We start from the raw sequence: 18893 nt of genomic DNA on the forward strand, positions 1-18893 counted from the left end.
TGAGAGACCGTGACCGCCGGGCCTCCGAGAGGAACACCTCCCGTGCCTGCAAAATCTGGCTTCCGCCGCAGCCTTGCGGTGATGGCAGCGCTCCCTCTGCTCACCCTCGCCGCCTGCGGCTACGGTTCCGAGGCCAAGAACGACGACACCTCCAAGGTCGCAGCCGGGGCCGAGAAGATCGACGGACTCGACTCCGTGCGCATCGGCTACTTCGGCAACCTCACCCACGCGACCGCCCTCGTCGGCAACCAGAAGGGCTTCTTCCAGAAGGAGCTCGGCGCCACGGAAGCCAAGTACCAGATCTTCAACGCCGGTCCCTCCGAGATCGAGGCGCTGAACTCCGACTCCATCGACATCGGCTGGATCGGCCCCTCCCCGGCGATCAACGGCTACACCGCGTCCAAGGGCTCCAACCTGCGGATCATCGGCGGTTCGGCGTCCGGCGGTGTGAAGCTCGTGGTCAACCCGGACAAGATCAAGTCCCTGAAGGACGTCAAGGGCAAGAAGATCGCGACCCCGCAGCTGGGCAACACGCAGGACGTGGCGTTCCTCAACTGGATCGCGGAGCAGGGCTGGAAGGTCGACGCGGAGAGCGGCAAGGGCGACGTCTCGGTGGTCCGCACCGACAACAAGGTGACCCCGGACGCCTACAAGGCCGGTTCCATCGACGGCGCCTGGGTGCCGGAGCCGACGGCGTCCAAGCTGGTCGCCGAGGGCGCGAAGGTGCTGCTGGACGAGGCCGACCTGTGGCCGGACAAGAAGTTCGTGATCACGAACATCATCGTGTCGCAGAAGTTCCTCAAGGCGCACCCGAAGGCCGTCGAGGCCGTGCTGAAGGCCTCGGTCGAGACCAACAAGTGGATCAACGCCAACCCGGACGAGGCGAAGGCCGCGGCGAACAAGCAGCTGGAGAGCGACTCCGGAAAGCCCCTGCCGGCCGACGTGCTCGACCCGGCCTGGAAGTCCATCCAGATCACCGACGACCCGCTGGCCTCCACCCTCAACACCGAGGCGGAGCACGCGGTCAAGGCCGGTCTGCTGAAGGACCCGCTGCTGGACGGCATCTACGACCTTTCGCTCCTGAACAAGGTCCTGAAGGCCGCGGGCGACAGCACGGTCGACGACGCCGGTCTCGGCGCCGAGTAACCCCGCACACCGATGAGTTCCCAGGAGGTGACGACCATGTCCACCACGCTCGCCAAGACCGAGGACGCCGAGGCGGTCGAACACGCCGCCCGCATCGGGCACGTCTCGAAGTCCTTCGCCGGGCCCGCCGGGCAGCAGCTCGTCCTCGACGACATCACGCTGGATGTGGCGCCGGGCGAGTTCGTCACCCTCCTGGGTGCCTCGGGCTGCGGCAAGTCGACGCTGCTCAACCTGGTGGCGGGTCTCGACGACCCGTCCGCGGGCACCATCACGACGAACGGGCGCCCGGCCCTGATGTTCCAGGAGCACGCCCTCTTCCCGTGGCTGACCGCGGGCAAGAACATCGAACTCGCCCTGCGGCTGCGGGGAGTTCCGAAGAACGAGCGCCGCGGCCGGGCCGAGGAGCTGCTCGAACTCGTCCGGCTCAAGGGCTCGTACGGCAAGCGGGTGCACGAACTGTCCGGCGGTATGCGCCAGCGCGTGGCCCTGGCCCGGGCGCTCGCGCAGGACAGCCAGCTGCTGCTGATGGACGAGCCGTTCGCGGCGCTCGACGCGATCACCCGCGATGTGCTGCACGACGAGCTGACCCGCATCTGGGCGGAGACGAAGGTGTCCGTCCTGTTCGTCACGCACAACGTGCGTGAGGCGGTCCGGCTCGCGCAGCGCGTGGTGCTGCTGTCCTCCCGGCCGGGCCGTGTGGCCCGGGAGTGGACGGTCGACATTCCGCAGCCGCGCCGTATCGAGGACGCCCCCGTGGCCGAACTGTCCCTCGAGATCACCGATGTACTGCGTGGGGAGATCCGCCGTCATGGCCAGCACTGAGACGACCGGCACGACGGCCGACGCCCCCGTCAAGGACGGCAACGGGCTCGGTGGCCTGGAAGCGGGCCTCGACGCTCTGGAGACCTCGGCGTCGGGCCGCACGCCCTTCCGGCAGACCTTCACCCAGAAGATCCTGCCGCCGATCATCGCCGCCGCCGTGGTCCTCGTGGTGTGGCAGGCGCTGATCACCTTCAAGATCGTCGACGACCCGACGAAGCTGCCCTCGCCCGCCGACGTGGGCAGCGAGTTCAAGGAGGCCTGGCTCGAGGGCGAGCTGCTCGGTTACATCTGGACGAGCGTGTCGCGCGGGCTGCTCGGCTTCCTGCTCGCGCTGGCCATCGGTACGCCGCTGGGCCTGCTGGTGGCCCGGGTGAAGTTCGTGCGCGCCGCGATCGGCCCGATCCTGTCCGGCCTCCAGTCGCTGCCGTCGGTGGCGTGGGTGCCGCCGGCCGTGATCTGGCTGGGCCTGAACAACTCGATGATGTACGCGGTGATCCTGCTCGGCGCCGTCCCGTCGATCGCCAACGGCCTGGTGTCCGGCATCGACCAGGTGCCGCCGCTGTTCCTGCGGGCGGGCCGCACCATGGGCGCGACGGGTCTGAAGGGTGCCTGGCACATCGTGATGCCGGCCGCGCTGCCGGGCTATCTGGCGGGGCTGAAGCAGGGCTGGGCCTTCTCCTGGCGCTCGCTGATGGCGGCGGAGATCATCGCCTCCTCGCCCGACCTGGGCATAGGCCTGGGCGCACTGCTGGAGAACGGCCGCAACGTCAGTTCCATGGCCATGGTGTTCGAGGCCATCTTCCTGATCCTTTTCGTCGGCATCGCCATCGACCTGCTGATCTTCAGCCCGCTGGAGCGGTGGGTGCTGCGCAACCGCGGCCTGCTGGTGAAGAGCTGAGTCCCATGCATCACAAGCCGGTTCTCCTCGTCATCGCCCACGGCAGCCGCGATCCGCGGCACGCCGCGACCGTCCATGCCCTGGTGCGCCGGGTACGGTCGCGGCGGCCGGGGCTGCGTGTAGAGACCGGTTTCCTGGACTTCAACATCCCGTCCGTGCAGGGCGTGTTGGAGTCCCTGGCGGCGCAGGGCGTCCGGGATGTGGTCGCGCTGCCGCTGCTGCTGACGCGCGCCTTCCACGCGAAGGCCGACATCCCCGCCGTGCTGCGGGACGCACCGCCGCAGCTGCGGATCCGCCAGGCGGAGGTGCTGGGCCCGTCGCCGCTGCTCCTGTCGGCGCTGGAACGGCGTTTGTACGAGGCGGGGTTGACGCCCGCCGACAAGTCCTCGACCGGGGTCGTGCTGGCCTCGGCGGGGTCCACCGACCCGGAGGCGATCGCAGTGATCGCAGAAATCGCGCGGGAGTGGCGGCACACCGGTTGGTGCGCCGTGCGGCCTGCGTTCGCCTCCGCATCCCTGCCGCGCACCGAGGACGCGGTCCAAGAGCTCAGGTCCCTGGGCTGCTCGAAGATCGCCGTGGCCCCGTACGTCCTGGCCCCCGGCTTCCTGCCGGACCGGATCGCGCGGGGCGCGGCCGAGGCGGACGTACTCGCCGATGTGCTGGGCCCGGCGCCGGAGGTGGCAAGGGTGCTGCTGGAGCGGTACGACGAGGCGCGCGCGCCGCTGCTGAGTGCGGTCGGCGCCTGACCGTCACCTTGGCCGCTGCTCGCTGCGGTCGACGCCTGACCGTCTCCTTGATCGCCTTCACGGGGACAGCTGCGCCTCGTCGGCGAGTCGCACCAACTCCCCCATCGGCATCGATCCCGGTGCCCGTCGTTCGCGCGCGAAGGTGTCGGCGAGGCGCTGCAACAGCTCGTTCAGCGGGGTGGGTATGCCGTGCTGCCGTCCCAGCAGGACGATCTCGCCGTTGAGGTAGTCGGCCTCGATGGTGCCGGTGCCGCGGTTGAGGGACTGCCAGGAGGAGCCGCCGCCGCGTGGGGCGCCGTCGAGCGGCACCAGGGTGACCTTGTCGCCGCGCATCTCGCGCTGCCGCTCGACGCTCGCGTACGGGATTCCGGCGGCGTCCAGCACGGCCGCGCCCTCGGCCCGCACCCGCTCCAGCAGCGCCGCGGCCTCGTCGAGCGGTCCGGCGACGGCCTCGACGGCGTTGCCGAGGTTGGCCAGCAGCTTGGCGTACTGCCAGCGGGCCACGTCCGGTACGACCGGCGCCTCGAACCGCGACTTCTCCAGGTCGGCGGCGATCAGCCGGACGGTCTCGTCGGTGCCGTGGGGGTGGCGGCCGAGGTGCAGGATGCCGGTCAGCGGGGTGCCGGCGGCGCTGACGACGCCGGGTTCGATGTGGGTCGCGGGCAGCCAGACGCAGACGCCGTACACGCGACGGAACAGGCGGAGGGCGAGCCGTTGGCTCTCCACGCCGTTCTGCGCGCAGAGCAGCGGCAGCCGCTGGGCCGCCGTACCGCCGCCCGCCACCGGGGCCGGGGCCCAGGTCCGCAGCGCGGCCGCGCTGTCCTGGGTCTTGACGGCGAGGACGAGTACGTCGTCGGCGCGCAGTTCGCCGAGTGCCTCCGGCCCGTCGACCGTCGGCAGCCGGTGGGTGAACTCGCCGTCCGGCACCCTGAGCCGCAGTCCGCCGTCCCGCAGGGCCGCGTGGTGCGCGCCGCGTGCGACGAGGACCACCTCGTGTCCGGAGCCCGCGAGCCGCCCGCCGATGACGCCGCCGACCGCCCCCGCACCGATGATGATGTAGCGCATGGGACGAGCCTCGCACAGCCGTGTGTAATCTGCATCGAATGGTCCAGGAACGTTTCGTCATCGGCGGATCCGCACCGGTGCGGCGGCTCGGCTACGGCACCGCGCAGCTCACCGGACCCGGCTACTGGGGCCCGCGCGGCGACGCCCGGGAGGCGACCGCGGTCCTGCGACGGGCGGTCGAGCGCGGGGTCACGCTGATCGACACCGCGGACAACTACGGCCCTTCGATCGCGGAGGAACTGGTCGCCGAGGCCCTGCACCCCTATCCCGAGGGCCTGTTGATCGCCACGAAGGGCGGCGTCGTCCGCACCGGCGCCGACGCCTGGCACATCGAGGGGCGACCCGAGCAGCTGCGGGCGATGTGTGAGGCGAGCCTGCGCAGACTGCGGCTCGACACCATCGGCCTGTATCAGCTGCACCGCCTCGACCCGGACGTCCCCATGGCCGAACAGCTCGGTGCACTCGACGAGTTGCGGGCCGAGGGCAAGATCCGCCACATCGGTCTGGACACGGTCACCGTGCAACAGCTCACCCAGGCCCTGGAGTTGACCGACATCGCCTCCGTCCAGAACCGCTACAACCTCCTCGACCGCGCATGTGAGCCGCTGCTGAAGCTGTGCGAGACCCGCGGGATCGCGTTCCTGCCGTGGTTCCCGCTGGGCAACGGGTCGTTGACGTCACATCCGGTGTGCGCCCCGATCGCCGCCGCCCACGGTGCGACACCCGGCCAGATCGCCCTGTCCTGGCTCCTGCACCACTCCCCCGCACTCTGCCCGACACCGGGCACCGGCTCCCTCCTACACTTGGAGGAGAACCTCGACGCCGGCGCCGTACGGCTGACGGAGTCCGATCTGGCCCGGCTGGCGGAATCGGCTTGAATCTTCCGCGCGAGCCGGTGAACTCGCCCGCGTCGTACGGAACCTGATCATCCATCGGGCTGCGGGACACCGGTTCGGATCGCGGTCTCCGCGGCCGCCTGCGGCTCAGTCACCGGTCATCTCCACGAGCTTGACCACCGTGTTCCAGTTGCGGCTGGTCGCGATCACACCCTTGTTGAGCCGGGGCTTGGACAGGTGTTCGGCGAGCTTGGAGCGGCCCAGGCCGTTCGGTGCGTAGAGATAGAGCGCGCGGTCACCGAGCCGGAATTCCTCGGGGAGGTAGGCGGTCCGATCGATCTCGGCGAAGCGCTCTGCGTCGATGGGTGCGGAGAAGTATGTGACGTGGAGTTGTTTGGCCTCTAGATCGGCGGCCGGGAAGGGACAGGCATCGGCGATCGTCTTCAGGTAGGCGTGGTCGCGCACGATCACGTCGACACCGAAGCCGAAGTGCTTCTCGATGGCCCGCGTCAGCTCCGCGGCGAGCGACTCCGTGTCGCCGTGGCCGCTGGAGAAGACGGCCTGGCCGCTCTGGAGATAGGTGCGTACGGCGTCGTGGCCGAGGCCCTCCATGAGTGTGCGCAGCTCGGCCATCGGGACCTTCCTGCTGCCCCCCACATTGATTCCGCGCAGCAGCGCCGCATACGTCGTCATCAGCTCAGCCTATGCGGCCGTCGTGCCCCGTGGGGGTGAGCACGACGGCCGCGTCCGCGCGGAGGCGGACTGCGCGAAACTCTCGCCGATCGGCGGGGCGGGATCAACCGCAACAGGATCCTGTGACTTATTCAACAGGTTGTGCAAGGGCGGGAACGGCAGGGCGGAGGACTGGTGACCGGGGGCGGACACCCTGGTCCCCGTCCCCGAGAACCCCGGGTACATGTAGGGGGTCACGGTCCTCCCCAGTGCGGAGACGTCGGGGTCCGGGGGGATGAGTCCCGGCCGCGGCACCTCACCGGGCAGCACGACGAGATGCGTTTATCCGGCCCATACCTTCGAAACGAAAGGTGACGGCAGGGGGCCGGCACCGCTGACGAGGGGGCAAGCCCGTCATGGGGAACGGAGATATACGGGTGCGGGGCATCGCCGCGCGGGCCGGCGGCTGGAGCGCCCGGCACCGATGGGCTGCCGTCGGAATCTGGGTGCTGTTCGTCGTCCTGGCGATGGGGCTCGGCTCGGCGGCGGGCCGGGTCGATGTGAAGGACAGCGACCAGCTCAAGGGCGAGACGCACACCGCCGCCACGATCATCGAGGACGCCGGGATCGACGAGCCGGCCGGTGAGACCGTCCTGGTCCAGGCGAAGGACGGCGGCGTCAAGGCCACCGACTCCGACTTCCGGGCCGCCGTCGAGTCCGTGGTCAAGGCGGTCGAGGCGACCGGTGAGGTCACGGACGTGACATCGCCGTACGAAACGGACACGATCTCGAAGGACGGCCGCAGCGCGCTCGTGCAGTTCGACATGCGCGGTGACGCCGAGACGGCGGGCGAGCGGGTGGAGCCGGTCCTGAAGGCCGTCGAGGACGTCCAGAAGGACCACGGGTCGCTGCGGATCGAGGAGATCGGCAGCGCCAGCATGAACAAGACGTTCGACGACGCCTTCGGGGACGACTTCAAGAAGGCCGAGTTCTCAGCGGTGCCCGTGGCCCTCGGCATCCTGCTCATCGCCTTCGGCGCGCTGGTGGCGGCGCTGCTGCCGGTGCTGCTGGCGATCACCGCGATCATGGCCACGATGGGCCTGATGGGCATCGTCAGCCATGTGATGCCGATGAGCGAGACCGCCAACTCCGTGATGCTGCTGGTCGGTCTGGCCGTCGGTGTCGACTACTGCCTGTTCTATCTGCGCCGTGAGCGCGAGGAGCGGGAGGCCGGCCGGGACGCGCAGACCGCGCTGCGGGTGGCCGCCGCCACCAGCGGGCGCGCGATCATCGTCTCGGGTGTCACGGTGTGCGTGGCCATGGCGGGCATGCTGTTCACCGGACTCGCCGAGTTCGAGGCGATGGGCCTGGCCTCGCTGATGGTCGTGGCGGTCGCCATGGTCGGGTCCGTGACCGTCCTGCCCGCGCTTCTCTCCCTGCTGGGCGGGCGCGTGGAGAAGGGCCGGATTCCGTTCCTGCGCCGCCGGCGGCGGGGCGGCGGCTCCGAGAGCCGGTTCTGGACCGCCGTTCTCAAGGGCGTGCTCGCCAAGCCCGTCGTCTCCGTCGTCGTGGCGGCCGGTGCGTTGCTGGCGATCACGGCTCCGGCGGTGGGCATGAAGACACAGAACCTCACACTGGACCAGGAGTTCGGCGACTCGCTGCCCATCGTGCAGACGTACAACCGCGTCAACGACGCCTTCCCCGGCGGCTCCGAGCCCGCCGAGGTGGTCGTCAAGGCCGATGACATCAACGCTCCCGAAGTGCGGTCCGCGATCGCCGACTTCCGTGAGCAGGCCATCGGTTCGGGCGCCTCGCGCGGCCCGGTCGAGATCAAGCTGCACGACGCGCAGAACGTCGCCTTCGTCTACGTCCCACTGGTCGGCGGCTCCGACCTGGACAAGGCGGGCGCGAGCCTGGACAAGCTGCGCGACGACGTGCGGCCTGCCACGCTCGGCAAGGTCGACGGCGTCGAGGCGCCGATCACCGGACAGGTCGCCGGCTCGAAGGACTTCAACGACCAGCTGGCCGGAGCGGTCATCCCGGTCTTCGCGTTCGTCGTGGTCTTCGCCTTCCTGCTGATGCTGCTGTGCTTCCGCTCGCTGACGATCGCGATCACCTCGATCGTGCTGAACCTGCTGTCGGTGGGCGCGGCGTACGGCATCCTCGTCGCCGTCTTCCAGCACGGCTGGGGCGCGTCGCTGGTGGGTGCGGAGGGCGTCGGCGCCATCATCACCTGGCTGCCGCTGTTCCTCTTCGTGATCCTGTTCGGCCTGTCGATGGACTACCACGTGTTCGTGGTCTCGCGGATCCGCGAGGCGCGGCTGCGCGGCCGTACGACGAAGGACGCGATCCAGCACGGTGTGGTCACCACGGCCGGTGTCGTCACCAGCGCCGCGGTCATCATGGTCGCCGTGTTCGCGATCTTCGGGACGCTGTCGATGCAGTCCATGAAGCAGATGGGCGTGGGTCTCGCGGCCGCGGTGCTCATCGACGCGACGATCATCCGGGGCGTGCTGCTCCCGGCGGTGATGGCGCTGCTGGGCGAGCGCAACTGGTATCTGCCGAAGTGGCTGAACCGGATGCCCGACCTCACGCACGACGAGGCGCCCGAGGCCGTCACGCGGGGAGCTGCGGCGCGGGACGACGAGGGTGAGCGGATCAGGGTCTGACCCAAGGACCGCGGGGGTGTGAACTCCCGCTGACAGAGGGCCCGTTGACCACAGGGGAGTCAACGGGCCCTCGCTTGCTCACTTCTGGGGCAGCTCCGCCTCGATGAGGTCGACCGCACGCCGGGTGCCGCCCTCCTGGGCCATCTCGGCCTGGAGGTCCTTCAGCCGCCGGGCGACCTCGGGGTCGTCGACGAGCTCGAGGGCGACGGTGCGCAGGGCGTCGGCGGTCGCCTCCTCCGTGGGGAGCCGGCGGGCGACGCCCAGGGCCTGGAGCATGTCCGCGTTGCCGAACTGGTCCACCATCTGCGGTACGGCGATCATCGGCGTGGCCGTCGCCATTCCCTCCTGGCTGCCGCCCGCCCCGGCGTGGGTGACGAACAGGTCGGCCTGCCTGAGCACCGCCAACTGCGGTACCCAGGACCGTACTTCCACGTTCGCCGGTACGTCCCCCAGCTCCGCCGGGTCGACATGCCGGCCGATCTGGAGCACCAGGTGCCAGCCCGGCAGCTCACCGAACGCCTTGGCACACTCCCGATAGAAGGCCGGCTGTTTGGTGAAGGACGACCCGAGCGACACCAGCACGACCTTCTCGGCGCCGGCGGGCCGCTGCCAGTCGCCCTCCGCGGTGCGGTCGCCCTGGCAGGCGCCGACGAACGTGTACACGCTCTCGTCGACCCGGTCGGCATTGGGCTGAAGCGCCTTCGGGATGAGGACGAGGGAGCGGGCGGGGCGGCCGACGAAGGGGTCGGGGTGCTCGGTGATCCCGTTCTCCTCCAGCCAGTTGTGGAACCTGGCGTAGTAGGCGCGTCCCCGCTCGGTCTTCTTCGGTTCCTCCCACATCGGTTCGCCGACCTCTTCCTCGTAGCCCTCCCAGGCGACGAGGTTCGGCGAGAGCGAGATCGCGGGCACCCCCCAGCGGTGGGCGAGGACGCGCGCCGGGTAGGCGGTGATGTCCTGAAGCACGAGGTCCGGCTCGTCGCCCTCGTACGCCGCGATCAGCTGCGGCAGCGCCTGGATCGCGTCGTCGAGGAACGGCTCGACGTTGTCCAGCAGGGTGCTCCCCCACGCCTCCGGGTCGTCGTCGGGCGAGGGCAGCGTCGAGTTCCACACCTTGGGCTCGGCGCCGGTCTCGGCGACCTTCTCGGCGAACACCGGGGGGATCGCGTAGGTCACCCGGTGTCCGCGGGCGACGAGCTCGCGGATCACCTCGAGGCTCGGGTTCACGTGGCCGTGGGCGGCGATGGAGAACATGGCGATGTGGGCGCGAGTGGTCATGCCGTCGACCGTATGCGAGACGATACGTCTCGTGCAACCTGTATAGGGCCCGTTGTGCTTCACCGCTGATAGCGCGCCAGCACCAGGTTTCCGTCCTCCTCCAGCCGCTCCCGCAGCTCGTCCGGTCCTATCGCCCCGCTGTAGTACTCCTGGAACGCCGGGGTGGCCACCTTGTCCTTCCACTCGGGGTAACCCCGGACGGACTGTGCGGGTGCCGAGCGGAGGTGGGCGGCGAGGGCGGTGCCGGTGGCCCAGTCGTGCTCGGTCGTGTGCAGGGCCGGGTCCTTCAGGGCCTGTGTGCCGGTGGGGAGCATCCAGTCGCCCAGCGCCAGCCGGACCATGTTCTCCGGCCGGAGCAGGAAGTCGATGAACTCGGCGGCCTGCTTCTTGTGCGGGCTGTCCTCGGCGACGGACAGTGTCTGCGGACTGACCCCCTGGGCGAGCCCGTCGGCCCCCGCGGGGGCGGGCAGCACCTGCCAGTCGAAGCCCTCGGGTGCCTGCTGCACGATCTGCTGACGGTACGAGAAGCCGAGCGGGACCATCGCGTACTTCCCGCCGAAGAACCCGGGCAGGGTGTCCGAGCCGCCGCTGCCGAGGGTCGTGGGCGAGGCGCTGCGGTCGGTGTTGACCTGCTCGTGAACGGTGTCCGGCACCACCTGGTCGGCCGCTTCGAAACGCACGGTGACCTTGCCTTCGGCGTCCCGGTGGAACAGCTGCCCGCCGGCCGAAAGCGACAGGTTGAGCGTGGCGGAGACGGGCTCCTTGAGCGGCCAGGCCACCCCGTACTTCCCGTCGCCGCTCAGCTCCTCGGTGACCTGGCGGAACTCGGCCCAGCTCCAGGGCTCTTCGGGCGTGGGGATGCGCACCCCCGACTTCTTCAGCCATTCGGCGTTGGCGATGAGCACGCGTGGCTCCTGGAGGAACGGCACTCCGTAGATCCCGTCGCCGAAGGTCGTCGTCCGCCAACTGCGCTGCGGGATGTCGGACTTCAGCCGCTGGGGCAGCAGATCGGTCAGGTCGGCCAGATAGCCGCCGTACGCGAAGTCGGCGAGGTCGTCCGAGGCGTCGTGGATGATGTCCGGCGCCTCACCGCCCTCGAAGGAGGTGAGCAGCTGGTCGTGCACGCTGTCCCAACTTCCCTGTACGTACTCGACCTTGACGTCGGGATGGGACGCGTTCCACTGCTCCACCAGCTCCTTGTTGGCGGCGACGGACTCCTCCTGCCAGGCGAGGGACTGGAAGCGCAGCGTGATGCGGCCGTCCTCGGCCCTGTCGTCGCCGCCGGTGCAGCCGGTGAGCAGCAGGGTCAGGACGAGGCCGAGGGTGAGAATCCATCGGGGCCTCATTCGGCTCCAGGGGTTCCGCATTCCGCTCCATGGGGTTCGCATCAGCTCTTCACCGCCCCGGTGAGCATGCCGCCCGTGATCCGTCGCTGGATGATCGCGAAGACGACCAGTGAGGGCAGGGTGGCGAGGAACGCGGCGGCGGCCAGCGGGCCGAGGTCGGCGACGCCCTCCGCGCCGATGAAGTGGGTGAGCACGACCGGCAGGGTCTGCTTCTCCGGCGTCTTGAGCAGCACCAGCGCGAAGAAGAACTCGTTCCACGCGGTGATGAACGCGAACAGCGCCGTCGCCACGATCCCCGGCGCGAGCAGCGGCGCGGTCACCGAGACGAGGGTGCGCAGCCGCCCGGCGCCGTCGACGGCAGCCGCCTCCTCCAATTCGGCCGGCACCGCGCGTACGTACCCGACGAGCATCCACAGCGCGAAGGGCAGCGCCCACACGACGTACACCATGACCAGTCCGGGCACGGAGTTGATCAGCCGCAGGTTCTTCAGCACCAGGAACAGCGGGATGATCACCAGCACGATCGGGAAAGCCTGGCTGACGACCACCCAGCCGGTCGCGGCCTGGGCGAGCCGGGTGCGGTGCCGGGCCATGACGTACGCCATCGGTGTCGCGATCAGTACGGCGATCACCGCGGCCCCGAGCGCCGCGACAAGGGAGTTGAGCGCGGCGTGCAGCAGCGGCTGTTCGTCGAAGGCCTGGCGGAAGTTGGCCAGGGTGGGATTGTCCGGGATCCAGGTGGGGTGCAGGCTGCCCAGCTCGCGTGGCGGTTTGAAGGCGGTGGAGATCAGCCAGAGGAAGGGGAAGGCGAGGAAGACGAGATAGGCGAGCAGCGCGACGTACTGGCCCGCGCGGGCTGTTGGGCTGGTCCTCATGTGTCCCGCTCTCCCCTCAGTCGGCCGACGAGGAAGACGGCGAGGAGCACCGAGATCACCGCCACCATCACGCATCCCATCGCTGCCGCGTAGCCGAACTGCCCGTAGCGGAAGGCCTCTTCGTAGGCGAACAGCATGGGCAGGCGGGTGCGGCCGCCGGGTCCGCCGCTGGTCAGCACGTAGACCAGCGCGAACGAGTTGAAGTTCCAGATGAAGTTGAGCGCCGTAATGGCGAGCGCGACCGGTCTGAGGGCGGGCCAGGTGACCGTACGGAACCGGCGCCAGGCGCCCGCGCCGTCCATCGCCGCCGCCTCGTGGAGTTCGCGCGGGGTGTTCTGAAGTCCGGCGAGCAGGGCCACCGTCGTCTGCGGCATGCCCGCCCAGACGCCGACGACGATCACAGCGGGCAGGGCGGTCGCCAGGCCGCTGAGCCAGTCGCGTCCGTCGCCGAGGCCGAGGTCGCGCAGGGTTTCGTTGAGGATGCCCGCGTCCGGGTTGTAGACGAGCCGCCACATCACGCCGACGACCACCTCGGGCATCGCCCACGGGATGATGGCGAGGGCGCGGGCCAGCCATCTCAGGCGCAGCTCCTGATTGAGCAGCAGGGCGAGACCGAGGGCGAGCAGGAACTGCGGCACGGTCACGCCGACGGCCCAGACCAGCCCGATCCGGAACGAGTCCCAGAACAGCGTGTCGTGCAGCAGGTCACGGAAGTTGAGCGTGCCGATCCACTCGGTGGGCTCGGTGCGGCCCGACTGGGCGTCGGTGAACGCCAGCAGGATTCCGTACAGCAGCGGTCCGACGCTCAGCACGAGGATCGGGATCAGCGCGGGCAGCACCAGGAACCAGGCACCGTGGCCGTCGGCCCGGTGTTCCCGGCCGGTGGTCGGCGCGCGTTTCGCCGCCCCTCTCACCTCGGTCACCAATGTCACGGAATCAACCCCTTTGCGCGGCTCGAACGGGCCCCGTCATGGTCGTGAAGGCGATCGGTGGCGTCAAGACACCGTGCGCCCGGCGCGACCTGTGCGAATGCGACACTGACCGGCGGATGGCGGGAAGGTGACGCCGTATGCACACGCACAGGGATCACACGGAGGCGGACGATGGACGAGGCACGGGCGCGGGACGTACTGGCCGCGGCAGGGGTGCTGCCCGTCCCGGCACGGGACGCGCGGTTGCTCGCCCTGGGTGAGAACGCCGTGTTCGCCGCCGGTGACCTGGTCGTCAAGGTGGGCCGGGACGCCGAACTCCTGGACCGGGCCCGGCGGGAACTGGACATCGCGCTCTGGCTCGACGCTGCGGCCGTGCCGGCGGTGCGCGCCGCCGAGCCCGAGGCGCGGCTGGTCGAAGGGCATCCGGTGACCCTGTGGCACCGGCTGCCCGATCGGGTACGGCCCGCGGAGCCGCGGGATTTGGCCGAACTGCTACGGGTCGTCCACGCCCTGCCCTCCCCCTCCTTCGAACTGCCGCCCCGCGAGCTGCTGGGCGGTGTGGAACGCTGGCTGCGGCTCGCCGGCGACGCGATCGACCCTGCGGACGCGACCTATCTGCGCGAGCGCCGCGACGGCTTCGCGGCGGCGGCCTCCGCCCTCACCCCGCAGCTGCCGCCCGGCCCGATCCACGGCGACGCACTGCCCCGCAATGTGCACATCGGGCCGGACGGTCCGGTCCTGGTCGACCTGGAGACCTTCTCCGCCGATCTGCGCGAGCACGACCTGGTGGTCATGGCCCTCTCCCGCGACCGCTACGGGTTGCCCGCGGCGGCCTATGACGCGTTCACCGAGGCGTACGGCTGGGATGTGAGCGAGTGGTCGGGCTGCTCGGTGCTGCGCGGGGCCCGCGAGACGGCGAGCTGCGCGTGGGTCGCCCAGCACGCACCGACCAATCCCAAGGCCCGGGGCGAGTTCGAACGCCGGGTGGCGTCACTGCGGGACGGGGACGAGTCGGTGCGCTGGTATCCGTTCTGAGCGCCTGTTGGTCGGGGGCCTGTCGTTGTCGGGCGGCTACGGGCCCTATGCGGCTGGTCGCGCCCACGCGGCGGAGCCGCATATCGATGCAGCCCCGCGCCCCCTTGGGGCGCTTCCGGAGCACGGCGACTCAAACCGGCTCGTCCGCGGGCTCCCGCAGCGGCCAGCTGCCGTCGATCACCGCGGTCGTATCTCCCTTGCGGCGCAGGAAGTCCTGGAAGTCCGCCGCCCGTTCCGCGAACCACTCGATCTGGCGACGGTGCAGTTCCGCCGGGCCGAGGGATGCGACCTTGGGGTGGCGCTCGGCTATCGCGCAGGCCAGTTCGGCCGCGGCGAGGGCGTCGGCCATGGCGTCGTGGGCGGAGTCGAGTGCGACTCCGTACTCCGAGCAGACCGCTTCCAGGTTGCGCTTGCCGCGGCGGTAGCGGTCGACGGACCGGTCGATGGTGTACGGGTCGATGACCGGGGCGGGGTCGCGGCCGCCCAGTCGGTCACGCAGCGACGGCAGGCCGTGGCGCCGCAGCTCGGCGGCGAGCAGGCTCAGGTCGAAGGCGGCGTTGTAGGCGACGACCGGGACGCCCGTCTTCCAGTACGTCACCAGGACGTCCGCGATGGCGTCCGCGACCTGGTCGGCCGGCCGGCCCTCGGCGGCCGCGCGCTCATTGCTGATGCCGTGGACCGCCACGGCGTCCGCCGGGATCTCCACTCCCGGATCCGCCAGCCACTCCCGGCGCCCCATCGGCTGCCCGGCCCTGACCTCGATCACGGCCGCTGTGACGATCCGCGCCTCGCGCGGGTCCGTGCCCGTCGTCTCCAGGTCGAAGCCGATCAGCAGCTCTCGGTGCCAGCCCATGCCTGGCCCCCCTTCTCGGTGGTGCTTTCCCCCAGATGTCTCCACGATCCCATGTGCCACTGACAATCAGAGGACCGCATTCCGCTTACCCGGCGGGGGACTTGTCAGGACACCGGCCGCGAATCCGCCCAAGCCAGCTCGAACTCCTCGCGATACGTCGGGAACAGTCCGCTCTCATCCACTTCGCCCGGCTTGACCACCTTGTTGCCGTTGCGCAGCACCAGCACCGGCGCCTCCATGCCCCGCGCCCGCCGCAGATAGGACTGCACGACCGCGATCCCGTCCGAGCCGTCGCCGTCGACCAGGTAGGCCGTGAAGCGCGGCGTCTCGTCGTAGACCTGGATCTCGAAGGCGCCCGGGTCCCGCAGCCTGGACCGCACCCGCCGCATGTGCAGGATGTTCATCTCGACCGCGCGGCTCAACTCGCCCCGCTTGATGCCGAGTTCGCGCTCGCGGCGCTTCACCGCGCTGGAGGCGGGGTTGAGGAACAGCAGCCGAACCCGGCAGCCCGACTCGGCCAGCCGGACCAGCCGGCGCCCGGAGAAGTTCTGCACGAGCAGGTTGAGGCCGATACCGACGGCGTCGAGACGGCGGGCGCCGCCGAAGATGTCCTCGGCGGGGAACTGCCGCATCAGCCGCACCCGGTCGGGGTGCACGGCGACGACATCCGCGTACCGGTCGCCGACGAGGTCCTCGACCGCGTCGACGGGCAGCCGGCGCGCGGACGGGACGTCGCCGCCCGTGCCGAGTATCTCCAGGAGACGGGCGGAGGCCCGCTCGGCCTGGTTGAGGACGGCCTCGGACAGCGCCCGGTTGCGGGAGACGACGTTCCGGGTGACCTCCAGCTCGTCCAGGGCGAGTTCGACGTCCCGGCGCTCGTCGAAGTAGGGCTCGAAGCACGGCCAGTGCTGCACCATCAGCTCGCGCAGCTGCGGCAGGGTGAGGAAGCTGAGCACGTTGTCGTCGGCCGGGTCGAGCAAATAGCCCTTGCGGCGGCTGACTTCGCGTACGGCGACCGCGCGCTGCACCCACTCCTGCCCGGCGGGGCCGGCCGCGGCGACCACCCACTCGTCGCCGTGGACGGGTTCGTAGATGGGACGCAGAACAGCGGCCACGACCGCGCGCAACCGCTGTTCGACGAGATTCAGCCAGATGTAGGCCCGGCCGGCTCGCTGGGCGCGCGTACGCACCTCACGCCATGCGTCGGCGTCCCAGTCCAGCTCCGGCCCGATGGAACCCGTGTCCATCGGCCGGGCCAGGGACACCGTGCCGGGCGGGACGTCTGCGGAGTTCCCCTCGTGACCCTCGTCACCAGGGGGCAACTCCAGCCCTCCCGAGCCCACCCGCGCACCGCCTTCCGCTCCCCCGAGCACTCCCCGTCTCAACGATCAAGGAAGGGTACTCCGGGAGTGGTCGGCGGTGCAGCAGGATGGACGGACCGTTTCTCAACTGCGCGGCCGCCAGTGGCCGTTCTGCCACCCGAGCTCGGCGGGAGTGAGCGGATTCATGGCCGTGACGTCCCTGGGGGCGATGGAGAAACCCTGCCAGTGGACCGGCATGGGCTGCTGGTCCTCGTCCCGGGCGATGTGGTGGAAGCCGACGTTCATCCAGACGATCGGGTGCGTGAGGTCCTGGCCGCCCACCCACTTGTCGACGGACTTGCCCGCTCCCGTACCGCAGTTGCCCGTGTTGTTGCTGGCGAACTGCTCGCACTTGTTGTACTGGGTGAAGTACAGGTCGTGCTTGGTGAAGCTGCGCCCCGGGTACTTGGTGCTGACGCCGGGGACGATCTCGTACGACCTCGGGTGCTGGTCCTTGTTCTTGCCGGTCGCGCTGACCACCCGCCACCAGCGGTAGTTCTTGGCGTCGCCCGCGAGTTCCTTGGTGACCTTGGTGCGGGTGGTCTTGGTGCTCGGGGCCTGCTGACCGGCGCCGGGGGCGGTGACGGCCGAGTCGTACTGCTCGATCCCGTTCTTGGAGGAACCGTCGAGCCCGAAGTCGAGCCGCCAGAAGACGTTGTGGCTGTGGCTGGTGGCCTTCGCCTGATCACCCTTGCCGATGGGCCAGCCGCGTCCGTCGCCGGCGTCGTAGTCCTCGTAGGAGAGGCTGCCGGTCGCGCCGACGTTCATGTTGACCGTGCCGTCGTCCTGGAAGCGCCACTCGGTCATGTACTCGTACCAGCCGACCTGGTTGACCGTGTAGACGAGGAGGTCCTTGCCCTGGGCCTGGTAGACCTTGGTCGCGCTGTCGCCCTGCATACGGTAGGCGTGGCCGCGGGAACGGGTGGTGGTGCACAGGCCCTTGACGTTCGGCTGCTGCGGATCGAAGGAGTCCGGGACCTTGACCGTCTTGATGGTGCCGCCGGGGCACTCGCCGGGCGCCAGGTTCATGAGCCCCTGGGCGAAGCCGAAGCCCGTCAGGTCGTCGTACTCGACGCTTCCGTCGTCGTAGGGGACATGTATCTGCCCGAGCCTGCCGCTGTTGAGGACCTTGATCGGCTTGGTCTCGCCCTTGGGCTGATAGGAGATCTTCTCCAGGACGAGCCCGGCGTATTTGTCGTAGCGCCAGCACATCCGCCAGGTCGTACCGCCCGAGAGCTTCTGCTCGATGCGGTACGCGGCACTGCAGTCCGCGGCCGCCGCGGCAGCGGTCTTCGGCTGTGCGGTGGCCGGTCCCGCGGCGGTCGTGACGCCGGCGGCCAGCGCGGCCAGCGACAGGCCCACGGCCCCCGTCCGGCGGGCACGGCTGATTCTCCGCGGCCGGAGGCCGCCAACAAAACTCTGCACGTGCATGAAGAAAGGACTCCCTTACAGGAAGAACAGAGGTGGAAAGTGAACGCAGGGCGGGTCAGTCGCGGCTGAGCGCGGCGACCTTGCGGGCGCTCAGGTCGATCACGAGGGAGCGGGCGTCGATCCAGGAGCCGTTCTTGATCTTGGGGAACAGCCGCACACAGCGGTGCTCGCCGCACTGGTCGAGTACGGCGGGCTGCCCGCCCGGAACGGCCCGGTACACCGCGCCGGCGAGCAGCAGCTGGTCCGGCGAGGTCAGCTCCTTGTCGACGGCGTCCTTGTAGTCGGCCTTCAGGCCCGCGCCCAGCGGGTCGTCGATCAGAAGCTGTGCGGCCTCGGACAGCTCGGCACGGCTCAGCGGCGGCTGCACCCCGTGCTGCGTGCCGGTCTGCTCGACCTTCCCGGTGTCGAGGTTGACGGTCCTGGTGACGAGCGTGTCGTCCTTGTAGTCGTAGAACGTCACGTCCGCGCGTCGGGGCGCGTCGGGGTCGTCCACCTCGCCGGCCTCCGGCTCGGCCAGGTCGACACTCAGCCGCTGCGGGCCGCGCTTCCCCTCGGCGTTCTCGCTGGAGTTGAACAGCTGCGGACTGACCGCGAGCCGCTCGACCCGCTTCATCTCGTCGTCGGTGAGCGGGTCCCGGCCCGTGCCCTTGTCCCCCTGGGCCGGTGCCTCCTCCACGACCCCGGGCCGGACATCGGCCTGCCCCTGTCCCTGCCCCTGGGCGGCCTGCTGAGCGCCCGCCTTGTTCCCTCCCGAGTCGTCGGCCCCCGCCGTGCCCGGCAGGGTCACCGCGACCATCGCGGCGGTCCCGGCCACCGCGATGGCCGCACCGGCCACCACCTTGCCCAGATGGCGGTGCACTGCATTGCGCACGTTGATCCCCCTACTCCCCCTGGAATCCCGGGAGTACGTGTTTGCCCCACTGGTACGCCC

16 protein-coding genes and 1 pseudogene are annotated in these 18893 nt (G+C 70.1%); 7 read left to right on the forward strand and 10 right to left on the reverse strand.

The window, feature by feature from the left end; translation table 11 throughout:
• Window positions 1–42 precede the first annotated feature (42 nt).
• Genes ACIHFB_RS18820 through ACIHFB_RS18835 form a run of 4 tightly spaced genes read left to right on the forward strand, consistent with a single transcriptional unit; the run spans window position 43 to window position 3612 of the window.
• Window positions 43–1146, forward strand: a complete 1104-nt coding sequence (locus ACIHFB_RS18820) for an aliphatic sulfonate ABC transporter substrate-binding protein (RefSeq protein WP_365274578.1) — start codon at window positions 43–45, stop codon at window positions 1144–1146.
• Between the two features lie 36 nt (window positions 1147–1182).
• Window positions 1183–1968, forward strand: coding sequence for an ABC transporter ATP-binding protein (locus ACIHFB_RS18825; RefSeq protein ID WP_365274581.1), 786 nt, complete (start codon window positions 1183–1185; stop codon window positions 1966–1968).
• The gene (locus tag ACIHFB_RS18830; RefSeq protein WP_365274584.1) at window positions 1955–2866 is read left to right on the forward strand and encodes an ABC transporter permease; all 912 of its coding nucleotides are present in this window, start codon (window positions 1955–1957) and stop codon (window positions 2864–2866) included. Before ACIHFB_RS18825 ends, ACIHFB_RS18830 begins: the two co-directional genes overlap by 14 nt.
• Window positions 2867–2871: 5 nt before the next feature.
• The gene (locus ACIHFB_RS18835; protein WP_365274587.1) at window positions 2872–3612 is read left to right on the forward strand and encodes a sirohydrochlorin chelatase; all 741 of its coding nucleotides are present in this window, start codon (window positions 2872–2874) and stop codon (window positions 3610–3612) included.
• Between the two features lie 57 nt (window positions 3613–3669).
• Here the strand turns inward: ACIHFB_RS18835 and ACIHFB_RS18840 are convergent, their stop codons facing one another.
• Complete coding sequence (locus ACIHFB_RS18840) at window positions 3670–4677, reverse strand: ketopantoate reductase family protein (protein ID WP_400127382.1); 1008 nt, start codon at window positions 4675–4677, stop codon at window positions 3670–3672.
• Window positions 4678–4715: 38 nt separating this feature from the next.
• On the opposite strand from ACIHFB_RS18840, the gene ACIHFB_RS18845 reads away from it, so the two are divergent.
• Entirely contained in the window at window positions 4716–5555 is an 840-nt protein-coding gene (locus ACIHFB_RS18845) for an aldo/keto reductase (RefSeq protein ID WP_365274593.1), read from the forward strand.
• A 105-nt stretch (window positions 5556–5660) separates the two neighbouring features.
• Here ACIHFB_RS18845 and ACIHFB_RS18850 read toward each other — a convergent pair whose 3' ends face one another.
• A complete protein-coding gene (locus ACIHFB_RS18850; RefSeq protein WP_365275128.1) occupies window positions 5661–6209 on the reverse strand; it encodes a DUF1697 domain-containing protein in 549 nt (182 codons plus the stop codon).
• Window positions 6210–6601: 392 nt separating this feature from the next.
• Here ACIHFB_RS18850 and ACIHFB_RS18855 point away from each other — a divergent pair, with 392 nt between their 5' ends.
• Complete coding sequence (locus ACIHFB_RS18855; protein ID WP_365274596.1) at window positions 6602–8854, forward strand: MMPL family transporter; 2253 nt, start codon at window positions 6602–6604, stop codon at window positions 8852–8854.
• 78 nt (window positions 8855–8932) lie between these two features.
• Here the strand turns inward: ACIHFB_RS18855 and mgt are convergent.
• The 4 genes and pseudogenes from mgt to ACIHFB_RS18875 all read right to left on the reverse strand — a co-directional run bounded on the left by mgt (window position 8933) and on the right by ACIHFB_RS18875 (window position 13282).
• Window positions 8933–10166 (reverse strand): annotated as a pseudogene (mgt, locus tag ACIHFB_RS18860) (macrolide-inactivating glycosyltransferase).
• Between the two features lie 22 nt (window positions 10167–10188).
• Entirely contained in the window at window positions 10189–11475 is a 1287-nt protein-coding gene (locus ACIHFB_RS18865; RefSeq protein ID WP_365274598.1) for a sugar ABC transporter substrate-binding protein, read from the reverse strand.
• Window positions 11476–11516: 41 nt separating this feature from the next.
• Entirely contained in the window at window positions 11517–12350 is an 834-nt protein-coding gene (locus ACIHFB_RS18870; protein WP_365274601.1) for a carbohydrate ABC transporter permease, read from the reverse strand.
• Window positions 12347–13282, reverse strand: a complete 936-nt coding sequence (locus ACIHFB_RS18875; protein WP_365274604.1) for a sugar ABC transporter permease — start codon at window positions 13280–13282, stop codon at window positions 12347–12349. The genes ACIHFB_RS18870 and ACIHFB_RS18875 overlap by 4 nt, the downstream gene beginning before the upstream one ends.
• Before the next feature lie 171 nt (window positions 13283–13453).
• Between ACIHFB_RS18875 and ACIHFB_RS18880 the strand changes: the two genes are divergently transcribed.
• The gene (locus tag ACIHFB_RS18880; protein ID WP_400127383.1) at window positions 13454–14317 is read left to right on the forward strand and encodes a phosphotransferase; all 864 of its coding nucleotides are present in this window, start codon (window positions 13454–13456) and stop codon (window positions 14315–14317) included.
• 130 nt (window positions 14318–14447) lie between these two features.
• Here the strand turns inward: ACIHFB_RS18880 and ACIHFB_RS18885 are convergent, their stop codons facing one another.
• From ACIHFB_RS18885 to ACIHFB_RS18900, 4 genes are all read right to left on the reverse strand, one after another.
• Entirely contained in the window at window positions 14448–15170 is a 723-nt protein-coding gene (locus tag ACIHFB_RS18885; protein ID WP_365274610.1) for a 3'-5' exonuclease, read from the reverse strand.
• A 104-nt stretch (window positions 15171–15274) separates the two neighbouring features.
• On the reverse strand, window positions 15275–16513 hold the full coding sequence (locus ACIHFB_RS18890; RefSeq protein ID WP_365274613.1) for an SAV2148 family HEPN domain-containing protein: 1239 nt from the start codon (window positions 16511–16513) through the stop codon (window positions 15275–15277).
• Between the two features lie 102 nt (window positions 16514–16615).
• The gene (locus ACIHFB_RS18895; protein WP_365274616.1) at window positions 16616–17962 is read right to left on the reverse strand and encodes a copper amine oxidase; all 1347 of its coding nucleotides are present in this window, start codon (window positions 17960–17962) and stop codon (window positions 16616–16618) included.
• A 55-nt stretch (window positions 17963–18017) separates the two neighbouring features.
• Window positions 18018–18833 (reverse strand): Tat pathway signal sequence domain protein, encoded by an 816-nt coding sequence (locus ACIHFB_RS18900; protein WP_365274619.1) that lies wholly within the window; start codon window positions 18831–18833, stop codon window positions 18018–18020.
• Window positions 18834–18893: the final 60 nt, after the last annotated feature.

The organism is Streptomyces sp. NPDC051963 (genome assembly GCF_044593495.1).
Classification (GTDB): Bacteria; Actinomycetota; Actinomycetes; order Streptomycetales; family Streptomycetaceae; genus Streptomyces.

What these genes read in the sequence shown, in the direction of transcription:
- ACIHFB_RS18885 (WP_365274610.1), bottom strand. Translation starts at nt 15,170, where the DNA reads ATGGGCTGGCACCGAGAGCTGCTGATCGGCTTCGACCTGGAGACGACG.
- ACIHFB_RS18895 (WP_365274616.1), bottom strand. Translation starts at nt 17,962, where the DNA reads ATGCACGTGCAGAGTTTTGTTGGCGGCCTCCGGCCGCGGAGAATCAGC.
- ACIHFB_RS18880 (WP_400127383.1), top strand. Translation starts at nt 13,454, where the DNA reads ATGGACGAGGCACGGGCGCGGGACGTACTGGCCGCGGCAGGGGTGCTG.
- ACIHFB_RS18870 (WP_365274601.1), bottom strand. Translation starts at nt 12,350, where the DNA reads ATGAGGACCAGCCCAACAGCCCGCGCGGGCCAGTACGTCGCGCTGCTC.
- ACIHFB_RS18825 (WP_365274581.1), top strand. Translation starts at nt 1,183, where the DNA reads ATGTCCACCACGCTCGCCAAGACCGAGGACGCCGAGGCGGTCGAACAC.
- ACIHFB_RS18830 (WP_365274584.1), top strand. Translation starts at nt 1,955, where the DNA reads ATGGCCAGCACTGAGACGACCGGCACGACGGCCGACGCCCCCGTCAAG.
- ACIHFB_RS18840 (WP_400127382.1), bottom strand. Translation starts at nt 4,677, where the DNA reads ATGCGCTACATCATCATCGGTGCGGGGGCGGTCGGCGGCGTCATCGGC.
- ACIHFB_RS18865 (WP_365274598.1), bottom strand. Translation starts at nt 11,475, where the DNA reads ATGAGGCCCCGATGGATTCTCACCCTCGGCCTCGTCCTGACCCTGCTG.
- ACIHFB_RS18845 (WP_365274593.1), top strand. Translation starts at nt 4,716, where the DNA reads ATGGTCCAGGAACGTTTCGTCATCGGCGGATCCGCACCGGTGCGGCGG.
- ACIHFB_RS18855 (WP_365274596.1), top strand. Translation starts at nt 6,602, where the DNA reads ATGGGGAACGGAGATATACGGGTGCGGGGCATCGCCGCGCGGGCCGGC.
- ACIHFB_RS18835 (WP_365274587.1), top strand. Translation starts at nt 2,872, where the DNA reads ATGCATCACAAGCCGGTTCTCCTCGTCATCGCCCACGGCAGCCGCGAT.